This window comes from Lyngbya sp. CCAP 1446/10, from assembly GCF_026130175.1.
GTDB lineage: Bacteria > Cyanobacteriota > Cyanobacteriia > Cyanobacteriales > Microcoleaceae > Microcoleus.
In genome coordinates, this window is record NZ_JAIGNI010000012.1 from 58,438 (window position 1) to 80,653 (window position 22,216).

Genomic DNA, 22,216 nt, shown 5'->3' on the forward strand with positions numbered 1-22,216 from the left:
TTTTAAATTTTTGATTTGGGATTGATTGGGTGATTTTAGGACTTATCCGCTGCTGTTGAGAAACCGGGTTTTTCTCGCGTTTACTTCGTACCAGGCAGCCGCCGCCCAAAAACTCGGTTTCTAGGCCTCGTCCAAGCTTACGGTGTCAGCAACTTTGCATCTCCCGGCTGCGGCTGCGGTGTTTCGGGGGAAGTCTCGCGCCCTTCGGGTTTTTGGCCCGCCGCCGGTGCGCGCGATGACCCGGAATTTTCCGTAAAAACATCCACCAAAGCTTGAACCAAAGCATCCCGCTGTTTTCTATTTAAACTTTGAATAGCAGTGCGATCGCGTTCCATCGGATTCGATCGCAAAACGTCTTTTCCCGGATACACGCCTTCCACCAAATAATCGGGAGTCGCCCCCAGATAGTCAGCTAAACTCAACTTCCAATCAAAACGGTAATTCGGCGGCCGTCCTTTGACAAACACGTGATATCGAATCAAGCGCCCGACTAAAGTATTGTTGGGATCGACTTTTCCAGTTTCCTTAGAAACGTAGTTATTCTCGATCGGGAAATCGGGCAATTTTTCATATACAAATTTCCAAGCATCTTGCACCCTCAATTGCTGTGGTGCAGATCGCCCCGCAACCAACGGCACAGACGCAGAACTCGCCAACAGCGAAGGTTCCACCGCCGACACACTTAATTTACCCGATTCCAATACCCCACTCAAAAGCGTGAAAATCGCCACACTCAAAGTAACTAACAGAAAACTTAAGCCCAGCTTGAATTTCTTTTTCACAGTTTTGACAATTTCAAAAATAGAATAATTTCATAAATAAACCTAATTTATCGCCCATCCACGCCATTCTAGTTTGAGAAAGTTTTGAGTTTTGAGTTAACAAAAATTGCTGGCAATTCAACACTCAAAACCCAAAACTGCCGAAGTCTAGATGTCTCCGATAATTTCCGGCTGAGTCAGTTCATCCGACATCTCAAATATCGCCCGCATCACAGGCTTCATCATTTGAGTGTCATCCATATTCTCGAAATCTTCATAGCGGCGGCGTTTGGCGCGATTCGCCACCTGCACCGTGATCCGATAGCGGTTGGATGCAGCACCGATCAACTCTTCCGCCCGACGGGTTAGCTGAGTTGAATCGAAGGTTGGACGCTTAACCATGAGATTACCTACTTTATCTAATGTTACATTCTAGTCTAGTATGCGAAGATTCAAAATTACTAACTGAGTATCATTGCTTATGCAGGCAACAACAGCCTATTCCTTTGGTCACTTGCATCGGGTAAATTCTCATCCCCTCAAATTGGTTGCTTTCGGCGACAGCTTAATCTACGGTTTTGGCGACGGTGTAGGCGGTGGTTGGGTGGAAAGATTGCGGCGCCAGTGGATGTTAACGGAGAGCGCAGGACACGTTTTATACAATTTGGGCGTTCGGGGCGATCGCACCTATCAAGTCGCCCAGCGCCTCGAAAACGAGTTTCGGCACCGGGGCGAGCTCAGAAACCGCGTCCCCGATGCGATTATTCTTTCCGTAGGCCTCAACGATTCGGCGAGGGTGCAGTCGCCTACCGGGCGCAGTTATACTGATTTTGAACATTTTAAAACTGTTTTGGATAATTTGTTAAACCTGTCCCAACAACTTTGTCCGGTGATATTTGTCGGGATGGTGCCTGTGGATGAAAGTAAAATGCCTTTTCAAGATTGTTTGTACTACAATCACGCCGACCAATATCGGTATAAAGAGGCCACAAAGTTAGCTTGTTTGGAACGGGAAATTCCCTATTTAGATATTTTTGATAAATGGATCGATCGTGGTAATATTTGGTGGCGTTCTTGTCTAACTTCGGATGGTCTTCATCCGAATGCAGCGGGGTATCAATCTTTATTTGAAGATGTGACAAGTTGGGAACCGCTATTAGTCATTAGTCATTAGTCAGTTGACAGTTGACAGTTGTCAGTTGACAGTTGACAGCTTGCCCGATCGCTTAGAGAAGGGTTGACAGTTGACAGTTGTCAGCTCTCGTAGCCGAAGGAAGTCGAAGGGTTGTCATTAGTCAGTATAGGATGTACGGCTAATCAAGAAACCGGGTTTTTTCACAGACATAGTTTGTCGCAGCCCACAGTTGCGGTAAAAAGCCCGGTTTCTGCATACCCGTGCGTCCTCTTCACTTACCTGAAAAGTGTTCTGCGGCGCACCATACATATAGAGGTTCTGCGTAATTCCTGTATAAGTTCCAGGTAGATAAGGGGGATAAGCAACATAAGGATTTTAAGGAATTTAAGAATTTTAAAATCCACACATCGGTTTCAAAATATTTATTTTAAAAGACCCTATCTTCCCCTCACCACAAATAAAAGCATTCCATAATGGTTACATAACTGAGGAAAAGAGTAAGCTAGGCAGGAATTAATCAGCCTAAAATAAGCTTACTTATCCTTAATAAAAAACTTGTGTAAATTGGAGAATCAAAAAATGTCTGTATTACATCGCATTAAATCCGGTACATCTGTTTTATTAACACTGGGAACCGTTGCCGCAAGCGCAGCGCCGATGCTAGCTCCCGCGCCTGCTTTTGCTCAAACAGCTTTTTCGGATGTTAGTAATAACTATTGGGCAAAAGACTTTATTCAAGATTTGTCAGAAAGAGGAATTATTAAAGGATTTCCCGATCGCACTTTCCGCCCGGATGCACTGGTAACACGGGCTGAATTCGCGGCAATGATCCGTTCTGTGAAAAAGGCGAAAACTCGCGGTGCTGTAGGGTTTGCCGATGTTCCGTCTAATTTTTGGGCAAGCGGGGCGATCGCAGAAGCTTATGAAATGGGATGGATGTCTGGCTATCCCGGCAATGTTTTCAGGCCAATGCAGCAAATTCCTCGCGTGCAAGTTGTAGTCGCTTTAAATAACGGACTTGGGTATGAGCCTACTTGCAATTTTCAAGATGTTCTCAGCTACTATAATGATGCGGGTGAGATTCAAAGTTATGCTGTCAAAAGTGTGGCTGCTGCTACTGAAAAACAGTTGGTTGTCAGCTATCCCAATCCTAAATCTCTGAAACCAAATCAGTCAGCCACGCGGGCGGAAGTCGCTGCTTTTATCTATCAAACATTAGTCAGTACCAATCAAGCAAAAGCAATTAATTCTCCTTATATTGCTAAGATTAATGTTAGCGATTCTGTGGCTGTGAAAATTCCTAGTGGGGTGACTATTCCTATCGAATACGCCAAAGGCAAGATTTTGCTCGCCCCCAATGACAAGTCTCCGATTACTCTGACTGTGGCTGCGGATATCACAGGGAGTAATGGCAAAGTCCTGATACCCGAAGGCTCGAAAATTAGCGGCGAATTGCGATCGACTGCTGCGGGCGTTCAGTTTGTGGCCCAAGAATTAAGTATCATCAACGGTAGCAGAGTGCCTCTGAATGCTACTTCGCAAGTGATTACTCGGAAAGAAAGTGTGACTAAGGGCGTGAATGTTGGTAATCTGATTAAGAATACGGCTTTGGGTGCAGCAGCGGCGGCGGCGATTGCAGGAGTTACGGGCGATCGGGCGATCGCAACTGAAGAGGTGCTAGGTGGCGCGGGAGTCGGGACTTTAGTCGGAGTCTTTTTGGGGCGAGATAAAGTTGATTTATATGCTGTTAATCCTGATACTGATTTAAATTTGCTGTTGAATTCTGACTTGGTATTTGGCACTGCAAACACAGGCATTTGTAGCGCTCGATAGAGCAGAAGGAAGAAGGAAGAAGGAAGAAGGAAGAAGGAAGAAGGAAGAAGGAAGAATAATCCTCGACACAGAACCTTTATTTGTTGTCCGAAGAGAGGAACGAAGCAATCACAGGGCCTTGGGATTGCTTCGTTCCTCTCTTCGGACATACTTAGCCAATCGTGCGTCAGCCCTGTTTAACTTTAAATTTCTACAGACATCCTAAACTTTCTCGTGTAGAAACTCCCGTCACGGGATTGACACCATCTGCTTTTTCGCACATCATTGTTACTTGATAAGCGTCGATAATCGCGTCTGTAAAATCAGCGCCGGAAATTGCCGCATCAAAAAACCGAGTTCGAGTCATAATTGCTTCGGTGAAATTAGCATTCGTCAAATTAGCGCCATCAAATGTAATTCTATCTGCCAAAGCACCGGAGAGATTCGCACCTGACAAGTTGGCCTTCCACAAAACTCCCTTAGTCAAAATCGCATTGGTTAAATCTGCGCCTTGAAAGTTGGTTCCCCGCATCTCAGCAGCGACGAATGTTCCGCCCGCTAAGTCAGAATTGGAGAAATCGCGATCGGACAAATTAATATTTGTATAATTAATAATTTTTTTCGGTAGCGCAAATGCCGGAGTAGCACTCAGCATTACCCATCCAAAGGCTAACGCTACACTTAAAATTAGGCTCAGTAAAATTCGGAATACACTTTTCATAGATTTTTTACTCATGGTATTTGACTGATGATTAAGTTACAAATAGACATTACATGGGGAGGGCGGGTTTTGCATTGATTAACTCGCTTTTACCAGAGATTCTACGCTTAACTCGCCCCTACAATTTACCGCGAAATAAATATTTTTTTGCGTTTACCTACTTAATGACTACTGACAACTGACTACTGACTACTGACTAATTAAAATCGCTTTACTAAATCTTCGCCGACGCGAAGTGTCAAGTCAGATTCGATTTCACCAGTAGAAGATGCTTCAATTTTACCGTCGCCTAGCGCTTTTTGCAGGAGATTTGCTGCTTCTAAATCGCCTTGCTGTACAATAATTTGACTTTGACGCTGCTTGTCGGGCCAATCCTGCACTACAGATACACTAGAAAAGCCCTTTTTTGTGAGAAATTCAGCGACTTTTTTGGCGGTTTTTGGGTTGCTAGAAGCGTTTTGGACGGCGATTTTGAGGTTGCTGGGCAAAATGGACTGGCTGGGATTGCGAAATCGCCCTTGGGCAAAATCGGGTACGCTTTGCTTGAAATATTGTGTCATAATCCGATCGCGCCCAGCAGCATCTAAAATCCAATAACTCCTCAAATCCCCTTGTGCTGAACTCGAACGTCCGGGCAACATCACCATTTTAAAATTATCTCGCTCCAATTGCAAACCGAAATTTGCGATCGTCAATATTTCCTCAAAATTTAGGTTTGTATCCACATATTTTTGCATCAATCGCACAATTTGTGGCAAGCGCACCCATACTGATGGACTGGCGAGGCGGTTCCGAATAGCTTGAATTAAAGATTGCTGCCGCTGAATGCGGCCGATATCTCCCAAACCGTCGTTGCGGAATCGAGCAAATTGTTCTGCTTGTTCTCCGTTGAGAGTTTGCCATCCCTGTGCTAAGTTTATTTTTAACTTTTGGGCGGTATCTGTATAGGACATCGCGCGAGGTACAAATACCTCAAGGCCGCCCAACAAATCGACTAATTCCCGAAACGCACCGCTGCTGATTCGCACGTATCTTTCAATAGTCGCATTGTTCAGGATACTGCTAATTAATCGCGTCGCCAAAGCTGCTCCTCCTCTGGCATTAGCTTCATTAATTTTGCTGAAGCGAATTCCGGGAATTTCAACTTTTGTATCTCGCGGAATTGAAAGCAAACTAATAGATTTATCTCTTGGATCGATGTGAAATAAGAGTATTGTATCGCTGCGACCGTTAAAAATTTCACGGGAATTGGCTGATGCTTCCGGCACGCGGTCAATTCCCAGAATCAAGATATTCACAGGCCGCGATAGACGGTATCCAGATGGCTGGGATGATGTATAGTTAAAGCCTGTAATATCTAGGACTTTGCTAATAATTGGCGGTTCCACGGGGGCTAAGAGGGCGGTAATTGCCCCAATTGCTGCGGAGATGGCTGCTATGAAAATTAGCAAAAAGAGCCAAAATACATACAGGGCTAATTTAGGCTTTTTTCTAGTTTCGCGATCGACTGGTTTAAGAAAGTTTCTTTTAAAGATTGACAAGTTTTTCATTGACTTGCTGTTGATTATTGCAGTTTTTCAGCTTTGCAGTAAAACTTGGGCGGTGCTTCTGCAAAGTATTTGAACAAAGCCGGACACAGCCAGCCTTCCATATTTTGGGTTTCCCACCGATACCAGTTACCGCCGTATTCTGCTTTAAACCACAGCATTTCTGCTTGATATCCGGGAAATGGATTGGCTGAGAATAAAAGTCGGAAACCTCGATCGGCATTGGGAATGTCTGCGACGATCAGGTTAATCATTTCGGGGACGCCCTGAACAAATGGTTCTTGGATAAGTCCGGCTCGCTCGTCGTCAAAAACCCAGGTGTACTGTTCACGATAGGGGTAAATTACCATCATGGCATTTGACATCGTATTCTCCTCTTTTCATTTCGTTTATTTGGGCTGGGAAATGTGATTCTGAATACATTATATTCTCCAAACTGCTTCGTAGTCAGGACTTTAGTCATTATTTATTGATGGGAAGAAGACTGAAGTCCTCACTACGAACCTCTGAATGTTTGTAGTTGGGTGTTATGTTTTTTGAATGGGATTTCCCGCTGAAATTCCCGTAAGCTCAACTAGCGCCTTAGCCAAATATTCATATTGCGGCAAAGTATTGTAAAACTGAGCTGAAATTCTCACCAACCGCTTGCTAGTATCCGGCCAAGGAATCACCGGTACTTCAATTCTAAAAATCTGCCACAGCGCCTCTTGCAAGGGTGGAATTCCTCCCTTTGCAACTGCATCAGATTTGTCATCTAGCAGTGGTACAACAGCCATAGAACCCACCATTTCATCAGGACAAGGCAGTGGCAAATCTAATTTATCTGCTAATATCTGTCTACCAGCCAATGCTAAAGTATGATTTTTTGCCATCAATTCTGGCCAGCCACCGCTCAACAAAGAACCCATAAAATTAATAGCTACAGGTACGCACAAATAGGGACTTGGATCGACTGTTCCCATCCAGTCAAATTCTAGTTGAAAGCGCGATTTGTCAGCGCGCGGTGAGTTTGCCCCGTGACTGATGGTAGTTGGCCGAATGCCATCTTGTTTGTCGCGCCGCACGTACAGAAAAGCCGCACCTTTCGGGGCGCACAGCCATTTGTGGCAATTTCCTGTATAGTAAGCTGCGCCAATTCCTTCTAAATTCAGTGCTACCATTCCGGGCGCGTGAGCTCCGTCTACTAATACATCTACGCCGCGATCACCTAATTCGCTGACTAACTGTTTGATGGGAAAAATTAAACCTGTTTGGCTGACAATGTGGTCTAGTAAGGCTAATTTTGTTTGCGGGGAAACGCATTTAATTATGGCTGCAATAATTTGTTCTGGCGATTCAATTGGAAATGGTATTTCTGCGACTATCACTTTAGCGCCTGTGCGCTCTGCTATGAAATCAAGTGTGTTGCGGCAGGCGTTGTATTCCTGATTTGTGGTTAGCAATTCGTCGCCGGGAGCAAAAATTAGCGATCGCAAAATGGCATTTATTCCCGTTGTGGCATTCGGCACAAAGGCTAAATCTTGCTCACCCGCGCCGATAAAGGCGGCTAACTGGTTTCTGGCATTATCTAACAGCGGTTCAAATTCCCGCATTAAAAAGCGCAATGGTTCTCTTTCTAGTTGTTCTCGAAAACTGGTTTGTGCTTCCAGTACGGGAATCGGACAGGCCCCAAAGGAGCCGTGGTTGAGGAATGTTATTTCGCGATCGAGTAACCAGTGTTCGTTAATCATTAGGAAGAAGGAAGAAGGAAGAAGGAAGAAGGAAGAAGGAAGAGGGAAGAAGGAAGAAGGAAGAAGGAAGAAGGAAGAGGGAAGAGGGAAGAAGGAAGAAGGAAGAGGGAAGAGGAAAATAAATATTACCAATTACCAATTACCAATTACTCATTACCAATTACAGATTTTAACTTGTCAAACTCTTCTAATGTATTGCAATTTGATAACATTAGTGCTTCTGTTTCCCCTACGGGTAGAGGGATTGCTTGGATTTGATTTAACCACTGTTGAAATGAACGTCCCCCTCGGTCAATAAAACTTTGTAAACTGGGGAGAGATTGTTGGCGGTAGAAGCCGCACAATGGCTCCCAGCGCGAATTCTGATAGGGCACAACTGCTAAGGTAGATGGGGGAAATGCTGTTAGCTGACTAGCCCAATTCTGAACAATCTGGGCATCTAACAAGGGCAAATCGCAAGCTAGCAGTAAAATCCATTCGGCGGCAATTTCTGTTAATCCCTGAGTTAATGCGACTAAGGGCCCGGAGCCCGGATTGTACTCTAGCAGAAATTGGGATTGTTGGGTTAAGGTCGATCGATAGCGATCGGGCCAAGCAGTCAGAACATACACTTGTGGCGTTACAACTGCTGCAACCTCACACGCCCGCTGCAATAGGCTTTTACCCTCAATTTCCAGCAGAGCTTTATCTCTACCCATCCGCGAACTTTGACCGCCTGCGAGCACAATTACTGCAATTTTATAGTTAGTCATTGGTCATTGGTCATTGGTCATTGGGCATTGGGCATTGGGCATTGGGCATTGGGCATTGGGCATTGGGCGAAGCGGAGGGATTGGGCGAAGCGAAGCGGAGGGATTGGGCATTGGTGATTGGTCATTGGTCATTGGTCATTAGTGCTATCCCCGCTCGCGAACCTTATCATTAGTCACAAAGAAGAAATTTTTATCATTGTATTGTGTACAATACGCACCCAACCTGATTATTTATTCTCAATTTAAAGCGCTAACTGCTTTGCTAACTTCCTCAAGTTTTTGCACGACTTGACCGCTGCTTAATAACGTTTCTGCTTCAATCAAACCAGAGTTTATATCCAAACAAACTCCGCTGCGCCACAGATGAAATCCACCGTTCCAGATAGCTGATTGCATCAATTCTGAGGGTTTTCCCAGCAATACTTCCTGCATTTGTTTGAATAACTCAGATGCTGATTCAAAGGCGGGATTTGTGCTGCTAAAACCGTAATCTCCGTGGGCTAAAAGCATTCGCTCGAACTCGGCACCCGGTTTAGCAATGCCGATAATTGCAGTCCGATCGCGCGGCAAGTCGCAACTGCCCTCCAATCCCTTGACTGTGGTATAATTTTTGACTCCCCGCAACTCAAAGGCTGTTTGAAACATACCTTCTGTCGGCGGGTGCACGTAGCCGGAGATGACGTTAACGTCGCCGGCGCAGGGACACCACATCAACTCCATTGTCGAAAAAGGTGGCCGTTTGCCGATTTCGCGGCGGTAGGGAACTAAACTCGCGGCTTGAGGAAAATGCTTGGGAAGGTAAACAAAACCTAAACCGGTACTGTCAAAAACTTGCTGGACTTTTTCTAAACTAAGTTTTCTCCAGTCAACTCCCAAACCACGCCAAATTTCAATCAGGGGAATGCCTTCTTTGGTTGGCGTGATATCTCCCCCGTGCATGACGGTTGGGACGCCAGAGGCGGCTAATATTAGGGCGGTTAAAGGGCTAATTGGAGCGGTGCGCGATCGCCCGTCGTAGGCAACGCCAAACACTGCCACGCTAGAGACGGCAAACCCTTTTTCTCGGTTGGGAGGGGCCAGCATCGGCCCCAATTCTTCATACGCATCGAGCATTCCGGCTAATTCTTCGCCGGTGGGCCGTTTGATGCGGTGGGAAATCATGAAAGCTCCGATTTGAGCTGGTGTGGCTTCTCCCAGTAGCATCATCCGCGTGGCTGCTGCTGCTTCCGATCGAGTTAGGTTTTCTCCTGTGTGTACTCCGCTGCCAATTTTTCGCAGCAATTCTCTAAATGCGTCACTCATAATTCTTGAAGTTGGTAATTGGGCATTGGGCATTGGGCATTAGTCATTAGTCATTAGTCATTGGTCATTAGTCATTGGTAACGCCCTAAAATCTCAAATCTCAAATCTCAAATCTCAAATCTAAAATGGTATTAACTTCCTGATTTTTCTACCTTGATGACATCAACTGGTGGCACAAATTCGCGTACCAGATTCCAGAAATGGGCGATCGGCGGAATTTGCATTCGATCGTGTGTTGTCACTAACACGACTTCGCGAGTCCAAGTCGGATAGATCGCCGATTTTCCGTTAGCGAAGCCCTCGAAGAGGATCGCCGAAACCTTTAAATTTGCGCTTTCTTGGGCGATCGGCCGAATTGCTAAAGTGCGATCGTCCCTAGCGTCTAGCAAAGCTGAATGTGGCAGCAAAGCAATCAATTCTCCCTGGCGCACCACACCTCGAAAAGCATCGAGAGTGTTGAGTTCCAAAACAGCATGAAGTTTAGCACCGATGCGTCCGAATTGTTCTTGCACCATGCGCTGCATTCCGTACCCGTCCTTAAATACCACTTGCGGGTAACAAATCAATTCCGGCCAAGGTACTCGATCGTACTGGGCGAGGGGATGAGCCGCTGCCATCAATACCTCGATCGGCTCATTGTAGAGCACCTCAACCAACATTTCCGGGGCTTGAGTAAAATAGCGGTTGTTCATCACCACCGCGATGTCCACCAAACCGTCTTTGAGAACTTTCAAAGCTCGATCGCTCCCCAGCGATGTCACCCGCAACTGCACGTTAGGATAATCGTGGCAAAACCTTTGCAGCACAGGCGGCAAATAAGCAGCGCAAACCGAGTGAATCGCAGCCACGCAAAGTTCCGGCTGTTTTCCCGCCAACAAGTCTCCCAATTCGACCGCAGCATTTCGCCAAGTCTGACAGATTTTGCGAGCGTGAGGTAACAGGAGTTCCCCTCCCACAGTCAGCTTGGCGTAGGCGGTGCGGTGAAACAGAGATAAACCCACTTCTGCTTCTAGTCCTTGCACTTGACGGCTAATAGTCGATTGGGTAACGCCGCATTTCCGGGCTGCTTGCTGAAAGCTACCGGTTTCAGCAACTGAAAGAAATGCTTGAAGCTGCTCTAAGCGCATGGATGTTTAATTGGAGATGGTTTCAGAAATTTGACTCGGAGATCATCAGAGAGATTAACCGATTTAGTAGAAGAATTTAGTACACCTTGATACAGGTACAGATTAGTAGACAGGATTGCATAAATCTTTGATTAATACAGGAACCGCAGATGGACACAGATGCAACCCAGATAATTTCAAGATAATTTGTAAATGAGTGCAAGAGGTCGAGTTTTGATTGTGGTGCCAGAGGCGCGGATGCTTGGCTCTACGAATTAACTTGATCGGGCAGAATTTATTCAGCCCAATTAGATTTCGATCCTCTAATTATCCAATTTTTAATCCATTTATGAGTTGGTAAATTTATCAAAAAAGCGATTTTATTAAGCTTGCTCGAAATTTTTAAATTTGTAGCTAAACAGCTTTAATGAACTGCACAGTCAAATTCGCTTCATTAATTGTGCTAACTAACTTATTTGTTGGGAAGGTTAAAACTCAAGAAATAGCATTTCTTATGGGACATCTTTGACTCTTATAGTACCTCGCTATTCCTATTGTTGTCAATAAGTGTCCGAATATTGCCGCCTGAATGAAACCTCCGATGAACTTTCATGCTCTACCTAAAATCACTGTTATTTTCTGTTGGTTTTTGTATAAACTAGGAATTGGCGGGTCAGCAAGACAAGTGCAAGTAGGATCGATCGCACAGGAAAGGCGAAATGCTGCAATTATCTCTAAAGATTATGTCATTTAACTACAAATTTATTCCCCAAGATGGATTGGAAGAGTGGCAACCTCAGCTAATGGGACTGCACGCGGTCAGCGATTTGTTAATTGCCTTGTCCTATTATTCAATTCCAGCGATGCTGATATACTACTTTGCCCGGAAGCAGCATGATGTGCTTTTGAGCAAAGGGTTTATCCTATTGGGAGCGTGGTTTTTCTGCGGCGGGACAACTCACCTGATGCAAGTTTGGATGCTGGTGCATCCCAGCTACTTGCTCTCAAGTTCGATCGCCGCCATTACCGCTATCATCTCTTTGTGGGCTGTCGCGGAACTGATGCCATCGCTTTCTCAAGTGTTGGCTGCGGCTGGGGCGACACAATTAGCAGCAAATACAGCGCTGGGAAGTGCAAAGGTCGATCGACCGCAAGCCAACTCTACCATTAAAAATCCCGCCGCCTCCCCCACCACCGAACTCCAGCAAATTAACCAGCAATTGCTCGCAGAAATAGCGCAGCGCCAGCGAGTCGAGGAATTATCACTTGAAACTGCCCGAAAGCTGCAATCAAGCGAAGAACGCTTTCGGGCTTTTCAGGAATTATCTCTAGACGGATTTAACGTGTTCCGCAGCATTCGCGACGGCTCCACAATTGTGGATTTTGAATGGGAATACGTCAATCCCGCAGCGGCAAAAATTCAGCAGAGCACTCCTGAAGAATTAACCGGCAACCGATTGCTGCAAGTGCTGCCTGGTCATCAAGAGAGCGGTTTGTTCGATCGTTACGTGCAAGTTGTAGAAACAGGAATTCCCCTCGATACCGAGATTTCTTACAACAGCGAAGGCATTGTCGGCTGGTTTCGGATTATGACTGTTAAATTGGGCGACGGTATTGCTATTTCTTTTAGCGATATTACTAGGCGCAAGCAAGTAGAAGCATCCCTGCGCGACGCGCTGCAAAAACTGACTTCTCATTTTGAAAATACGCCTTTAGCAGTGATAGAGTGGGATGAAAATTTTCGACTCAGCGGGTGGTCTCCGGCTGCCGAGAAGATTTTTGGCTGGAAGGCGACAGAAGTTTTAGGCAAGCATTTTAGCGAATGGAACTTTATTTCAAACGGCGATGTTGAAGATGTACAATTGGCAATTGATAGTTTAAAGAACCAACAGGCTCCGTGCAATGTTGTTCACAATAGCAATTATGATAAGTCGGGTGCGCTGGTGCATTGCGAGTGGTACAATTCGGCTTTTTACAGCGATTCTGGACAGTTAATATCGATGCTGTGTCTGGTTTTGGACGTGACGGAACACTTTAAGTTTATGGAAGTGCTGCGACAGTCTGAAGAGCGGTTTAGGATTGCTGCTGAAAGTGCCAGCGATTTGATTTACGAATGGGATATCGAGACTGGTATTGTGCTGTGGTTCGGTCACGTAGATGAACATTTGGAGTACGAAAAAGGTGGATTTCCCAGGACGAGAGCAGCTTGGAACAGTATCTTGCATTCGGAAGATAGCGATCGAGTCGAGGCTGCGGTCGATCGCTATTTAAGCGCGTCAAACCGTTCTGCTACCCCATTTTTTCAGGAATACCGCGTGCAGTGCCAGGGCGGCGGCTTGCTCCACTGGATTGATCGGGGAAAAGCAGTGCTTGACAAACAAGGCCATCCCTGGAAATGGATCGGTGTGATTAGCGACATCAGCGATCGCAAACTAGCCGAAGAACAGCGGAATCTAGCCTTAGCGCGGGAACAAACCGCCCGCCGCGAAGCCGAAGCCAGCGAACATCTTTACCGCGTCCTCGCTGAAGCCATCCCGCAAATAGTTTGGACTGCTTTGCCCGACGGCTGGGTTGACTACTATAACCAACGCTGGTTTGAATACACGGCCTTGACACTAGAGGAAACTCAAGGCTGGGGGTGGCAGCCAGTTTTGCATCCAGATGACCTGGAAAATTGCCTAGAACGCTGGAATTACTCGGTGCAGACCGGGGGGACTTATGAGGTGGAATACCGCTTTAAACGGTCATCTGACGGGGCTTACCGCTGGCATCTGGGTCGGGCAGTGCCGGTGCGGGACGCTCTTGGGAACATCGTCAAGTGGTTCGGGACTTGTACAGATATTGACGATCGCCAGCGATCGGCCCAAACAGCCGATTTCCGCGCCCGATCCTTAGCTTTACTGTCCTCGGCTTCCCTCGATTACCAGGAAGCGCTGCAAGGTTTGGCAGATTTAGCAGTGCCAGGGCTGGGAGATTGGTGCTGCGTGCACTTAATCGAAGCTGACGGCTCGATCCGCTTGCAAGCAGTTGCTCACAGTGATCCGAGCAAAGTGGCTCTATTGTGGCAAATCGACCGCCGAATGCCCGTAGACCCCGATGGACGACACGGAGTAGCCAAGGTGCTGCGGACTGGGGAGTCGAAGCTTTACTCAGAAATACCGGATTGGGCGATCGAGGCCATTGTACCAGACAGGGATCTGCTGTTCGTGCTGCGATCGCAAGCCCCGCTATCAGCAATCTGCGTGCCACTGATCGCTCGCGGGCGGACTCTGGGAGCGATTTCGCTGCTGTGCGGAGAGTCCGGCCGCCGCTGCGAGCACGGCGATTTGGTTTTGCTCTCGGATTTGGCGCGGGATGTGGCGGTGGCGATCGATAATGCGCTGCTTTACCGGGAAGTTGCGGAAGCCAATCGGATTAAAGACGAGTTTTTGGCAACGCTTTCTCACGAGTTGCGGACACCTTTGAACGCGATTTTGGGCTGGGCCCAAATACTGCGGCAGCGCCAGTTGAGTGCCGAAAAAATGGCTGTGGGTTTGGAGACTATTGAGCGAAACGCGCGGTTGCAGACTCAGATGATTGAGGATTTGCTGGACGTTTCCCGGATTGTGAGCGGTAAAGTGTGTTTGAAGCTGCGCCCGGTGGATTTGGTGCCGATTCTAGAAACGGCAGTGAAGACGCTGAGTCCTGATGCTGAAGCTGGTGGAGTTGAATTGGTGAGTTTTTACGGCGAAGGGGTGAGAATTTTGAGGGGCGATGCTATTCGTTTGCAGCAGGTGGTGTGGAATTTGCTCTCGAATGCGATTAAGTTTACGCCGCCGGGGGGGCGCGTGGAAATCAGGCTCTCGGAAGAGGGGGAACCGCGATCGCCCGATAGCGCTATGTTGTCTCTGTCTCCGGTTCACTCTCTGGCGATCGCCTTTAGCGATACGGGAATTGGCATCAGCAAGGAGTTTTTGCCGTTTGTGTTCGATCGCTTCCGCCAAGCTGACAGCAGTTCTACGCGCCATTACGGCGGGCTGGGACTGGGATTGGCGATCGTCCGCCATCTCGTGGAACTCCACGGTGGCAATGTCTGGGCAGAAAGTCCTGGGGAAGGACTCGGCTCGACTTTCGGGGTGCGATTGCCGATCGATCGTAGGTAAATTTGACTGTTGACTGTTGACTGTTGACTGTTGACTGTTGACTGTTGGCTGGTAAAGAAGACGGCGGTTGAAACCGCGCCTACACAGACAAAACCCGCCTCCGCGGGTTGAAGAATATCCGGTTGAAATTATCTTATCCTCTTAAGTCCGCGGAGGCGGACATCGTTTGTGTAGGCGCGGTTTCAACCGCCGTCTTTTCCTAATTCTCCGTCTTTTCCTAATTCGCCGTCTTTCCTAATTCTCCGTCTTTTCCTAATTCGCCGTCTTTCCTAATTCGCCGTCTTTCCTAATTCGCCGTCTTTCCTAATTCGCCGTCTTTCCTAATTCGCCGTCTTTGCTAATTCTCCTACCATTCTTGCAGGGCGATCGCCATTCCTTGTTTTAATCTTGGTTCGAGACTTTCTTGTTTAACTAAACTTTCTAATTGCTGCCGCACCTCCGCCGCACCAAGCCGTTTGAGCGCTGCCGCGCCGTGCAGCCTGACACTATTATCGCCGTCAGCTAACAATTGAATCAACACGTCTAGCGCTCTGATATCTCCTAATTGTCCTAACGCTAAAGCTAAAGATTGTTTGATTTTGGCAGGCTGCACCGCCGGATGATTCCCCTCCAGCAAACCGATCGCAATTTCAGCAGCTTTTACTTTTAACTCCGGCTTTTCCACTCGCCCTAAAACAGCGGCAATTTCTTGACAAACAGCAGGATTAATGTTATGAATTTGCAAAGATTCGCTGGTAGTTAGCACTCGATCGCTATTTGTGAATTCGCCCGGTTGTACGTTAAAAGGCGATCGCCCAATCAGCGCAGTTTGCAAATATTCTAAAGCAACTGCGGTTTCGCTCCAGCCTAGGGCGCGCACAGTTTCGATTTGCAATTCAAGGGGAGTTGCGGGGTTTCGCAGCAATTCAAATAAAGCAGCCGCTGCTGCATCGGTTTTCAGTCGCCCGATCGCGATCGCCGCTTCCTGACAAACTTCTAATCGAATATCCCAAAGCAAAGGTTTAAGCAACTTAACTAAATCCAATTCTGCATCTAAATAAGCACGAACTCCCAGAGCTCGCACCGCTTCTTTTCGGACTGATGTCGCCACATCTGTGAGCGCACCTACCAGTATCGGCGGAATGCGGGAGTCGTGAAAACTACTCAGCGCCTCGATTGCAGCCACCCGCACCGCAACTTGAGAATCTTTGACGACACTCAACAACGGTGCGATAATTTCGGGGCGGCGAATTTGGGCGAGGGCTGCTGTGGCAAACTGTCGCGAGTCTTCCTGCTGTAAGAGAGTTGCTAGGGATTCTATGGCTGTCGTGCCGAAATTCGCGAGGGTTTCCGCCGCAATTTGGCTCAATTCTTCCTCGGAATTTTCGATTAATTTTACTAAAGCTGGTATCACTTCCGGGCGATCGAACTTTCCGAGGATGCGGGCGGCAAACCACCGGGGCTCGGTGTCTGCGTCTTCGTCTTCGAGCAGGGCGATTAAAGGTGCGATCGCGCCATTTCCCAGATTAGGCAATACTTTAGCAATTTCCCAGCGGTCTTGAAAATCCCCCAATTCTAAGGCTGCGATTGCTAAACTGACAGCTTGCTCTAAAATATGTTGTTCCGGCTGTTGGCTGCCCTTGGCTGTCACTTGCTGCAAGCATTCGACTAAAAGAGGCCAGTTTTGGCGATCGGCAGCAGCTTGCGCTTGTTCTACAATATTAGACATAATTTTAATTTAGCTTCAAGAAGGTAGATGACAGCTAGCTGAGAATGAAAAATACTTTTCAGCTATATTCTGCTAAAATTATCCATTTTTTGACATTTTTGTCAATCCATCATAACTGGCAAAATGGAAATCAAGCATTAATTTCATACAGTTAAGCAATCAAGCTATACTTTTCGTAATTTAAAACGCTCAATATCCCCAATTTGAAATTACCAGATGAAAAAAGCTCTACTTTTAGTAAACCAGCACTCCCGAAAAGGGCAAAAATCATTATCTCAAGCCACTATAAAATTACAATCACTAGGCTTTGAGTTAATTGTAGAATCTACCAACCACCCCGACGAACTTTCCGACACAATTCGGCGCTACAAAAATCAAGTCGAATTAGTCATCATCGGCGGTGGCGACGGCACACTAAACTGCGCCATCGAAGGTTTAATCGACACTAAATTGCCCCTCGGTATTTTGCCAATGGGAACTGCTAACGATTTAGCCCGCACTCTCGAAATCCCTACAGATTTATCCGCAGCTTGCCAAGTAATTGCCAGAGGTAAAGTTCGCCTCATAGACTTAGGTTGGGTAAACGGACAGCATTTTTTTAATGTGGCAAGTTTGGGATTGAGCGTGCAAATTACCCAGCGGTTGACTAAAGATGTGAAGCAGCGCTGGGGAATTTTAGCTTATGCGATTACTGCTTTACAAACAATTTTGAAATCGCGACCATTCAGAGCAGAAATTAAGGTAAATAACCAATGTTTTTATGTTAAAACAATTCAGATTGCCATTGGCAACGGTCGCTATTACGGCGGTGGCATGACAGTTGCCGAAGATGCCACAATCGACGACAGACGACTAGATTTGTACAGTTTAGAAACACAACATTGGTGGGAAATCATTGCTTTGCTGCCAGCGATGAGACAAGGAAATCATAGCAGTTGGCCAAACGTTCGCGCCTTGCACGCTCAAGAAATCGAGATTAATACTAGCAAGCGCCGTCGGATTAATACCGACGGTGAAATCACAACTCACACACCTGCAAAATTCCGAGTAATTCCCCAAGCTTTAGCAGTTATCGCTCCTGCATAACTCACAACAGCTTATTAGGGACGGGCAAGATGCCCGTTCCACAAAAAATTAATTTTCTTGTGGAATAAGCCGTTCACTTAACGCTTTTTTGTCCGAAGAGAACGTCCGCGTGTTAGCAATCGCAGTATATATTTTTCACATGGTTTGATAGACCCAACAGTCTTAAGTGAACCGTATTGAATTTTAACCGCCGCTTCTTCAACCCGCGCACCATCCGGGTTTTGTCTGTATAGACGCGGTTTCAACCGCCCAGTCTTCTAAAAATCAAATTACTGAGAATTAATAATCCCCTCCAGCGCCGTATTCCCACGCTTCAACTAATCGGTGAAAATAATATTGCTGTTCCACACCTAAATTTTTCACCTGCGGTTCTACCGCTTTCCCCAAAGGCTGCAATCCCGTATAAATCCCTAGATTAACATAATGAATCATCCAATCAAGTAAATTAGCTATTCCCACCTGCGGGATAATTTTCAAAACTAATCCAGGATGGCTAATTGCTGTTTTAAACAAAGTTTTTGACAAAGCCGGGAACAGCACGATATCCTGAAGAAACGGTTTGAGCACTGGTTCTCCCAACTCTTCCATTACCTGAAATACAGTAGCCAAAAGTTGATTGATTTGATTGGGATCTATTTTTTGATTCATCGCAGCACTCATCGAACGCTGAAACAACCAGGTGACTGATAAATTGGGTTGATAAGGTTGCAAAAGTGCCAGGGAATTTTTGTCGAGACTTTCGCTTGTCAAAGCTTCGTCAATTCCGAAAGTTAATCGTTTGAGGTGGCGCACCATTGCCCCGAAACCACCGAAGCTGAGGGGCGATTGGCTACCACTGCTATCTCCAACTGGAAGTATCCGATTCCAAGGCATTTTTAGAGGGCTTTGGCGGTAGCAGGGAAAGAATCCGTAGAGTGCTCTTTGGAATTTTAACTGTTCGAGTTCGACGTTTTGATATTCGGGCAGCAAGCGCAAATATTCTTCAAATAATGTTTCTAAACTGAATCTTTCTGTGTCAGCGTCTATGTAGGTAAATAAGTAAGTGGTGCGCCCGTCTCTAGCGGGAAATGCTTCCCAAAAGTATTGGCATTGATTTTGCATTGGGGTGAAGGATGCAAATATGTCGCCAGTCTCATTGTTGGGGTATCCTTGGGCGCAACTGCCGACTACTAAACATACTGCGTCGGGTTTTTTGCCTTGTCTGGCTTGGCGGACAATGGGCGAAAAATGTCCCATTGCATCTAATAATAATCGAGTTGCAAATAAATTGTTTTCGGTATTTTCGGATTCTACGAGAACTCCGTTGGGATGAATTGTTGCTGTTTTAAATGGTGTATTTTCAAATAGTTTGCCTCCGGCTTGGATAAATTTTTGTTTGAGGGTTTCGAGGAGGTAAACTGGATAGATTCCGATGTTGAGTACGTCGCGCACCCAGATGTCGGGGGTGTTGGTAAAGCTGATGCGGGCTGGGTTGTATTCGGTGGCTATTGCTTTGTCTATCTCAGCAGCCGTCAGCAAATTTAGTTCGAGGAATGCGTCTAATTCTTTGCGAGAAATGTTCCATTCTTGTTCGCGCCCTCGCAGGATGCCGCGTTCGAGTAAGGCGACTCGCCAACCCCGCACGGCTAAGGCTGTACCGATTAATATTCCTAGGGTTCCGCCGCTGATAACTATGTCGAAATCGAGGGTTTCTAGGGGTTGTTGGCTGTGTTTGACGGCTTGGGGTGCTGGTGCGGTGTTTTGTTTGAGGTTTTCCCAGAGTCGATCGACCTTTCGCAGGCCTCCAAGGGCATCTCCCGGCACTTGGGAGAGGATTTTTTCGGTGAGGGACATCAGGTTTTAGTATTAAACAGTGGTGGATTTTATATAATTTAACTTAGATCAACATTTCGGACAGTCTCAGGGCTGATGCGCATGGGGCAAGAAACCCGGTTTCTACGAGTTTTGGGCTTCGTAACGAGAAATAGACGAAGAAACCGGGTTTCTGAGGTGTGCGTGCAAGATTAAGTTTTTATCATCACACCCAAAAACCCGGTTTCTGAAAAAAACCGGGTTTCTACCCCTCGCTACTAAGTCTGGGGAATCATTTTCAATCAGCCGCGCTTAATTCTTCAACTCGCAGCCGATCGCACAAAATTCCATCGCACACAATAGCACCCGTCTCCGCACACCTGCAAACTTCTAACTGAGCTTCTGGTAATGCTTCAAACAAAAAACGTTCCCCCGGAAATACCGTCCGCTCAAAATACCAATTAGGTATATTTGTGATCCGAGCAATTTGTACTTTGCTGGTATTATTCAGATACCAACACAAAATGCGCGTATCACCTTCGCAAATTACCTCATTTAGTGTCAAATTCATATTTTTAAGTTGTTTGTGAAATTGTGCGAGCGATCGGCGACGAACCTAGAATAAATATAGCATATTCCCAGTTAAAACACAATTTTTTATACATTTTTTTTTTACATTGTTTGGGTTAATTAATCAATTTCGCCGTGGAAATATCAGCGCCTTCCACGTATTCCCAAGAAGGTGCAAAAGCAGGCATTGCTAAAGTGCAAGATTTCCATCCTCCCCTCACAGGTGCGTTCAACAATTGACAGTGACCGACTGAACCTCTTGCCTGTTGGTAGTGACCGCAAAAATTACACTTGGAAGCCAGATTGCCAACGCGATCGCTAATTACAAGGCAGGGCTGGTTTTGGGTTTGGTTGCGCTCGATAGTTAAAGTGTTCATTAAATTACTTTTTAAATGTTCAGTCTTAAGTATGACGGCTGGAGTGCAGTCGTGGCCTCTATCTCAAGGCTTAGTTCGCCTTTAAGTTTTGTGTAGGGATCGATAGAAAATATATTATTTTTGACAGGATCAAGCTAGGGAGCAATTGAATTTCCTTTCGGTGGTATTGGCGGCCCCGGCTTTAGGGCCGATCGCGCTTGCTGGGGATATACTTCCTCAGACAGAGCTAATTATCCTCACCTAACTTGCTGAACAAATCGGCTAAAATTGTATTAGAAAATAAAAAACCTTCGGGATCGCTCAACCTCAAATTGCCCGAAAGTGGCAGTTTCCCGGCCTCGCCTAAAATTGCGTGAAGCGGATCTATCCCGTAGGGAATCGCCCCATCCACCGTCACAATTTCCACCCATCCTTGTCGCCAATAGGGCTGCAAACAACGCCAAATTTTATCAACCGTTTGCTGAGTAAACTTTTCAGTCAGCGCCGACAGGCTAACTCCTGCTGCTAAACGCAAACCTAGCATCAGCGTTTCCAACAAAATGTCATTTTCTGAGACTTGAAAATTTTGCTCAATTTCTCGCTTAATATCTGGCTGGGTTTCCCCACTAAGTTTTGGGGTAGCTGGAGAATTGACGGCAGAGATCGATCGCACCCACTGATAATATTCTTGAGTTTTGCGAGGCCTTGTCACCCTGCGGCCTTGTACGTAACTAGCCGCCCCCATTCCCAAACCGTAATAAGGGCGATTTTCCCAATAAACGCGGTTGTGGCGACACTGATAACCGGGCTTAGCGTAATTAGAAATTTCGTAATGTTCGTAGCCAGCCCCAGTCAAAATTGAGCGCGCCAAACGGTACATTTCAGCAGCGGTTTCATCTGCTGGTAACGGCTGCGCGCCTGCTTCAAAGTACCGCCCGAAAGCTGTTCCCTGTTCCACAATTAAGTCGTAACTCGACAGATGAGTCGGGCAAATTTCTACTGCCGATTTTAGGGAAGTTTCCCACTGTTCTAAAGTTTGGTGCGGCAATCCCGAAATTAGGTCTAAACTGAAATTAACAATCCCAGCCGATCGCACTATTTCTACTGCTTCAAAAATTTCGGCCACCGAGTGCGATCGCCCGCAAGCTTGCAGCAATTCATCCTGAAAAGCTTGCACTCCCAAACTAATTCGATTTACTCCCGCCGCTGCATATCCCCGCAACTGTTCTAAAGTAAAAGTACCAGGGTCTATTTCTATAGAAATTTCCGCCCCAGCATCAATCCCAAATTTTTCGTCGAGAGTCTCTAAAATCTGGCTCAATTGACCAACAGAAAGCAGTGAAGGCGTGCCGCCACCAAAAAAAACTGTCTTCAGAGACGCGCCGAAATTTTCAGTTTCTTGAATTTCTTGACACAGTGCGGCAACGTATTGCACGATTGTGCCGGAATTTTCGCCATTTTTGCGATCGCCCACCACAAAAACCGGAAAATCGCAGTAGTAACAGCGACGGCGACAAAAAGGTATGTGCAGGTAAGCCGAACTGGGAGTCCCCCAATTTACTGCTTGCACACTTTTTTTAAATTCAAATGTTAAATAATCTGTGGTATTGTCCATTACTTTTTAGCCCAACTTGCCAGTTCAAATCTAAAATTTTAATTAAACTGTCATAAATAATTATGTATATTATGACGAATTT

General features: G+C 46.3%; 19 protein-coding genes. 5 read left to right on the top strand and 14 right to left on the bottom strand.

Features of this window, described 5'->3' with window-relative positions:
* Nucleotides 1-137: 137 nt before the first annotated feature.
* Together K4039_RS07895 and K4039_RS07900 are read right to left on the bottom strand one after the other, a co-directional pair.
* A complete protein-coding gene (locus tag K4039_RS07895) occupies nucleotides 138-782 on the bottom strand; it encodes a hypothetical protein (RefSeq protein WP_265234601.1) in 645 nt (214 codons plus the stop codon).
* Between the two features lie 147 nt (nucleotides 783-929).
* Nucleotides 930-1,163 (bottom strand): DNA-directed RNA polymerase subunit omega, encoded by a 234-nt coding sequence (locus K4039_RS07900; protein WP_106148190.1) that lies wholly within the window; start codon nucleotides 1,161-1,163, stop codon nucleotides 930-932.
* 79 nt (nucleotides 1,164-1,242) lie between these two features.
* On the opposite strand from K4039_RS07900, the gene K4039_RS07905 reads away from it, so the two are divergent.
* The 3 genes from K4039_RS07905 (at nucleotide 1,243) to K4039_RS07915 (ending at nucleotide 3,934) form a co-directional block, all read left to right on the top strand.
* The gene (locus K4039_RS07905) at nucleotides 1,243-1,935 is read left to right on the top strand and encodes a GDSL-type esterase/lipase family protein (protein WP_265234602.1); all 693 of its coding nucleotides are present in this window, start codon (nucleotides 1,243-1,245) and stop codon (nucleotides 1,933-1,935) included.
* 540 nt (nucleotides 1,936-2,475) lie between these two features.
* Complete coding sequence (locus K4039_RS07910; RefSeq protein WP_265234603.1) at nucleotides 2,476-3,729, top strand: S-layer homology domain-containing protein; 1,254 nt, start codon at nucleotides 2,476-2,478, stop codon at nucleotides 3,727-3,729.
* Nucleotides 3,692-3,934, top strand: a complete 243-nt coding sequence (locus K4039_RS07915) for a hypothetical protein (protein ID WP_265234604.1) — start codon at nucleotides 3,692-3,694, stop codon at nucleotides 3,932-3,934. The genes K4039_RS07910 and K4039_RS07915 overlap by 38 nt, the downstream gene beginning before the upstream one ends.
* Here K4039_RS07915 and K4039_RS07920 read toward each other — a convergent pair.
* The 7 genes from K4039_RS07920 to K4039_RS07950 form a co-directional block, all read right to left on the bottom strand.
* On the bottom strand, nucleotides 3,920-4,444 hold the full coding sequence (locus tag K4039_RS07920; RefSeq protein WP_375339793.1) for a pentapeptide repeat-containing protein: 525 nt from the start codon (nucleotides 4,442-4,444) through the stop codon (nucleotides 3,920-3,922). The genes K4039_RS07915 and K4039_RS07920 overlap by 15 nt on opposite strands.
* Nucleotides 4,445-4,629: 185 nt before the next feature.
* On the bottom strand, nucleotides 4,630-5,979 hold the full coding sequence (locus K4039_RS07925; RefSeq protein ID WP_265234605.1) for an LCP family protein: 1,350 nt from the start codon (nucleotides 5,977-5,979) through the stop codon (nucleotides 4,630-4,632).
* A 14-nt stretch (nucleotides 5,980-5,993) separates the two neighbouring features.
* The gene (locus tag K4039_RS07930; RefSeq protein WP_265234606.1) at nucleotides 5,994-6,341 is read right to left on the bottom strand and encodes a DUF6717 family protein; all 348 of its coding nucleotides are present in this window, start codon (nucleotides 6,339-6,341) and stop codon (nucleotides 5,994-5,996) included.
* 162 nt (nucleotides 6,342-6,503) lie between these two features.
* Entirely contained in the window at nucleotides 6,504-7,706 is a 1,203-nt protein-coding gene (locus K4039_RS07935; protein ID WP_265234607.1) for an aminotransferase class V-fold PLP-dependent enzyme, read from the bottom strand.
* A gap of 146 nt (nucleotides 7,707-7,852) precedes the next feature.
* Entirely contained in the window at nucleotides 7,853-8,458 is a 606-nt protein-coding gene (locus K4039_RS07940; protein WP_265234608.1) for a molybdenum cofactor guanylyltransferase, read from the bottom strand.
* Between the two features lie 237 nt (nucleotides 8,459-8,695).
* Nucleotides 8,696-9,760 (bottom strand): anthranilate phosphoribosyltransferase family protein, encoded by a 1,065-nt coding sequence (locus tag K4039_RS07945; RefSeq protein ID WP_265234609.1) that lies wholly within the window; start codon nucleotides 9,758-9,760, stop codon nucleotides 8,696-8,698.
* Between the two features lie 131 nt (nucleotides 9,761-9,891).
* A complete protein-coding gene (locus tag K4039_RS07950) occupies nucleotides 9,892-10,887 on the bottom strand; it encodes a LysR family transcriptional regulator (RefSeq protein WP_265234610.1) in 996 nt (331 codons plus the stop codon).
* A gap of 722 nt (nucleotides 10,888-11,609) precedes the next feature.
* Between K4039_RS07950 and K4039_RS07955 the strand changes: the two genes are divergently transcribed.
* On the top strand, nucleotides 11,610-15,008 hold the full coding sequence (locus K4039_RS07955; RefSeq protein ID WP_265234611.1) for a PAS domain S-box protein: 3,399 nt from the start codon (nucleotides 11,610-11,612) through the stop codon (nucleotides 15,006-15,008).
* Nucleotides 15,009-15,354: 346 nt separating this feature from the next.
* Here the strand turns inward: K4039_RS07955 and K4039_RS07960 are convergent, their stop codons facing one another.
* Nucleotides 15,355-16,716 (bottom strand): HEAT repeat domain-containing protein, encoded by a 1,362-nt coding sequence (locus K4039_RS07960; RefSeq protein ID WP_265234612.1) that lies wholly within the window; start codon nucleotides 16,714-16,716, stop codon nucleotides 15,355-15,357.
* A 216-nt stretch (nucleotides 16,717-16,932) separates the two neighbouring features.
* Here K4039_RS07960 and K4039_RS07965 point away from each other — a divergent pair, with 216 nt between their 5' ends.
* Entirely contained in the window at nucleotides 16,933-17,802 is an 870-nt protein-coding gene (locus tag K4039_RS07965) for a lipid kinase (protein WP_265234613.1), read from the top strand.
* Between the two features lie 279 nt (nucleotides 17,803-18,081).
* Here the strand turns inward: K4039_RS07965 and K4039_RS07970 are convergent, their stop codons facing one another.
* From K4039_RS07970 to hemW, 4 genes are all read right to left on the bottom strand, one after another.
* Nucleotides 18,082-19,635 (bottom strand): FAD-binding oxidoreductase, encoded by a 1,554-nt coding sequence (locus tag K4039_RS07970; protein WP_265234614.1) that lies wholly within the window; start codon nucleotides 19,633-19,635, stop codon nucleotides 18,082-18,084.
* A 256-nt stretch (nucleotides 19,636-19,891) separates the two neighbouring features.
* The gene (locus tag K4039_RS07975) at nucleotides 19,892-20,164 is read right to left on the bottom strand and encodes a DUF1830 domain-containing protein (RefSeq protein ID WP_265234615.1); all 273 of its coding nucleotides are present in this window, start codon (nucleotides 20,162-20,164) and stop codon (nucleotides 19,892-19,894) included.
* 115 nt (nucleotides 20,165-20,279) lie between these two features.
* Nucleotides 20,280-20,540 carry a hypothetical protein gene (locus K4039_RS07980; protein ID WP_265234616.1) on the bottom strand — a complete coding sequence of 87 codons (261 nt, stop codon included), beginning with the start codon at nucleotides 20,538-20,540 and terminating at the stop codon, nucleotides 20,280-20,282.
* Nucleotides 20,541-20,766: 226 nt separating this feature from the next.
* Nucleotides 20,767-22,134 carry a radical SAM family heme chaperone HemW gene (hemW, locus tag K4039_RS07985; protein ID WP_265234618.1) on the bottom strand — a complete coding sequence of 456 codons (1,368 nt, stop codon included), beginning with the start codon at nucleotides 22,132-22,134 and terminating at the stop codon, nucleotides 20,767-20,769.
* Nucleotides 22,135-22,216 lie beyond the last annotated feature (82 nt).

What these genes read in the sequence shown, in the direction of transcription:
- K4039_RS07900 (WP_106148190.1), bottom strand. Translation starts at nt 1,163, where the DNA reads ATGGTTAAGCGTCCAACCTTCGATTCAACTCAGCTAACCCGTCGGGCG.
- K4039_RS07905 (WP_265234602.1), top strand. Translation starts at nt 1,243, where the DNA reads ATGCAGGCAACAACAGCCTATTCCTTTGGTCACTTGCATCGGGTAAAT.
- K4039_RS07910 (WP_265234603.1), top strand. Translation starts at nt 2,476, where the DNA reads ATGTCTGTATTACATCGCATTAAATCCGGTACATCTGTTTTATTAACA.
- K4039_RS07920 (WP_375339793.1), bottom strand. Translation starts at nt 4,444, where the DNA reads ATGAGTAAAAAATCTATGAAAAGTGTATTCCGAATTTTACTGAGCCTA.
- K4039_RS07925 (WP_265234605.1), bottom strand. Translation starts at nt 5,979, where the DNA reads ATGAAAAACTTGTCAATCTTTAAAAGAAACTTTCTTAAACCAGTCGAT.
- K4039_RS07930 (WP_265234606.1), bottom strand. Translation starts at nt 6,341, where the DNA reads ATGTCAAATGCCATGATGGTAATTTACCCCTATCGTGAACAGTACACC.
- K4039_RS07935 (WP_265234607.1), bottom strand. Translation starts at nt 7,706, where the DNA reads ATGATTAACGAACACTGGTTACTCGATCGCGAAATAACATTCCTCAAC.
- K4039_RS07940 (WP_265234608.1), bottom strand. Translation starts at nt 8,458, where the DNA reads ATGACTAACTATAAAATTGCAGTAATTGTGCTCGCAGGCGGTCAAAGT.
- K4039_RS07945 (WP_265234609.1), bottom strand. Translation starts at nt 9,760, where the DNA reads ATGAGTGACGCATTTAGAGAATTGCTGCGAAAAATTGGCAGCGGAGTA.
- K4039_RS07950 (WP_265234610.1), bottom strand. Translation starts at nt 10,887, where the DNA reads ATGCGCTTAGAGCAGCTTCAAGCATTTCTTTCAGTTGCTGAAACCGGT.
- K4039_RS07955 (WP_265234611.1), top strand. Translation starts at nt 11,610, where the DNA reads ATGTCATTTAACTACAAATTTATTCCCCAAGATGGATTGGAAGAGTGG.
- K4039_RS07960 (WP_265234612.1), bottom strand. Translation starts at nt 16,716, where the DNA reads ATGTCTAATATTGTAGAACAAGCGCAAGCTGCTGCCGATCGCCAAAAC.
- K4039_RS07965 (WP_265234613.1), top strand. Translation starts at nt 16,933, where the DNA reads ATGAAAAAAGCTCTACTTTTAGTAAACCAGCACTCCCGAAAAGGGCAA.
- K4039_RS07970 (WP_265234614.1), bottom strand. Translation starts at nt 19,635, where the DNA reads ATGTCCCTCACCGAAAAAATCCTCTCCCAAGTGCCGGGAGATGCCCTT.
- K4039_RS07975 (WP_265234615.1), bottom strand. Translation starts at nt 20,164, where the DNA reads ATGAATTTGACACTAAATGAGGTAATTTGCGAAGGTGATACGCGCATT.
- K4039_RS07980 (WP_265234616.1), bottom strand. Translation starts at nt 20,540, where the DNA reads ATGAACACTTTAACTATCGAGCGCAACCAAACCCAAAACCAGCCCTGC.
- hemW (WP_265234618.1), bottom strand. Translation starts at nt 22,134, where the DNA reads ATGGACAATACCACAGATTATTTAACATTTGAATTTAAAAAAAGTGTG.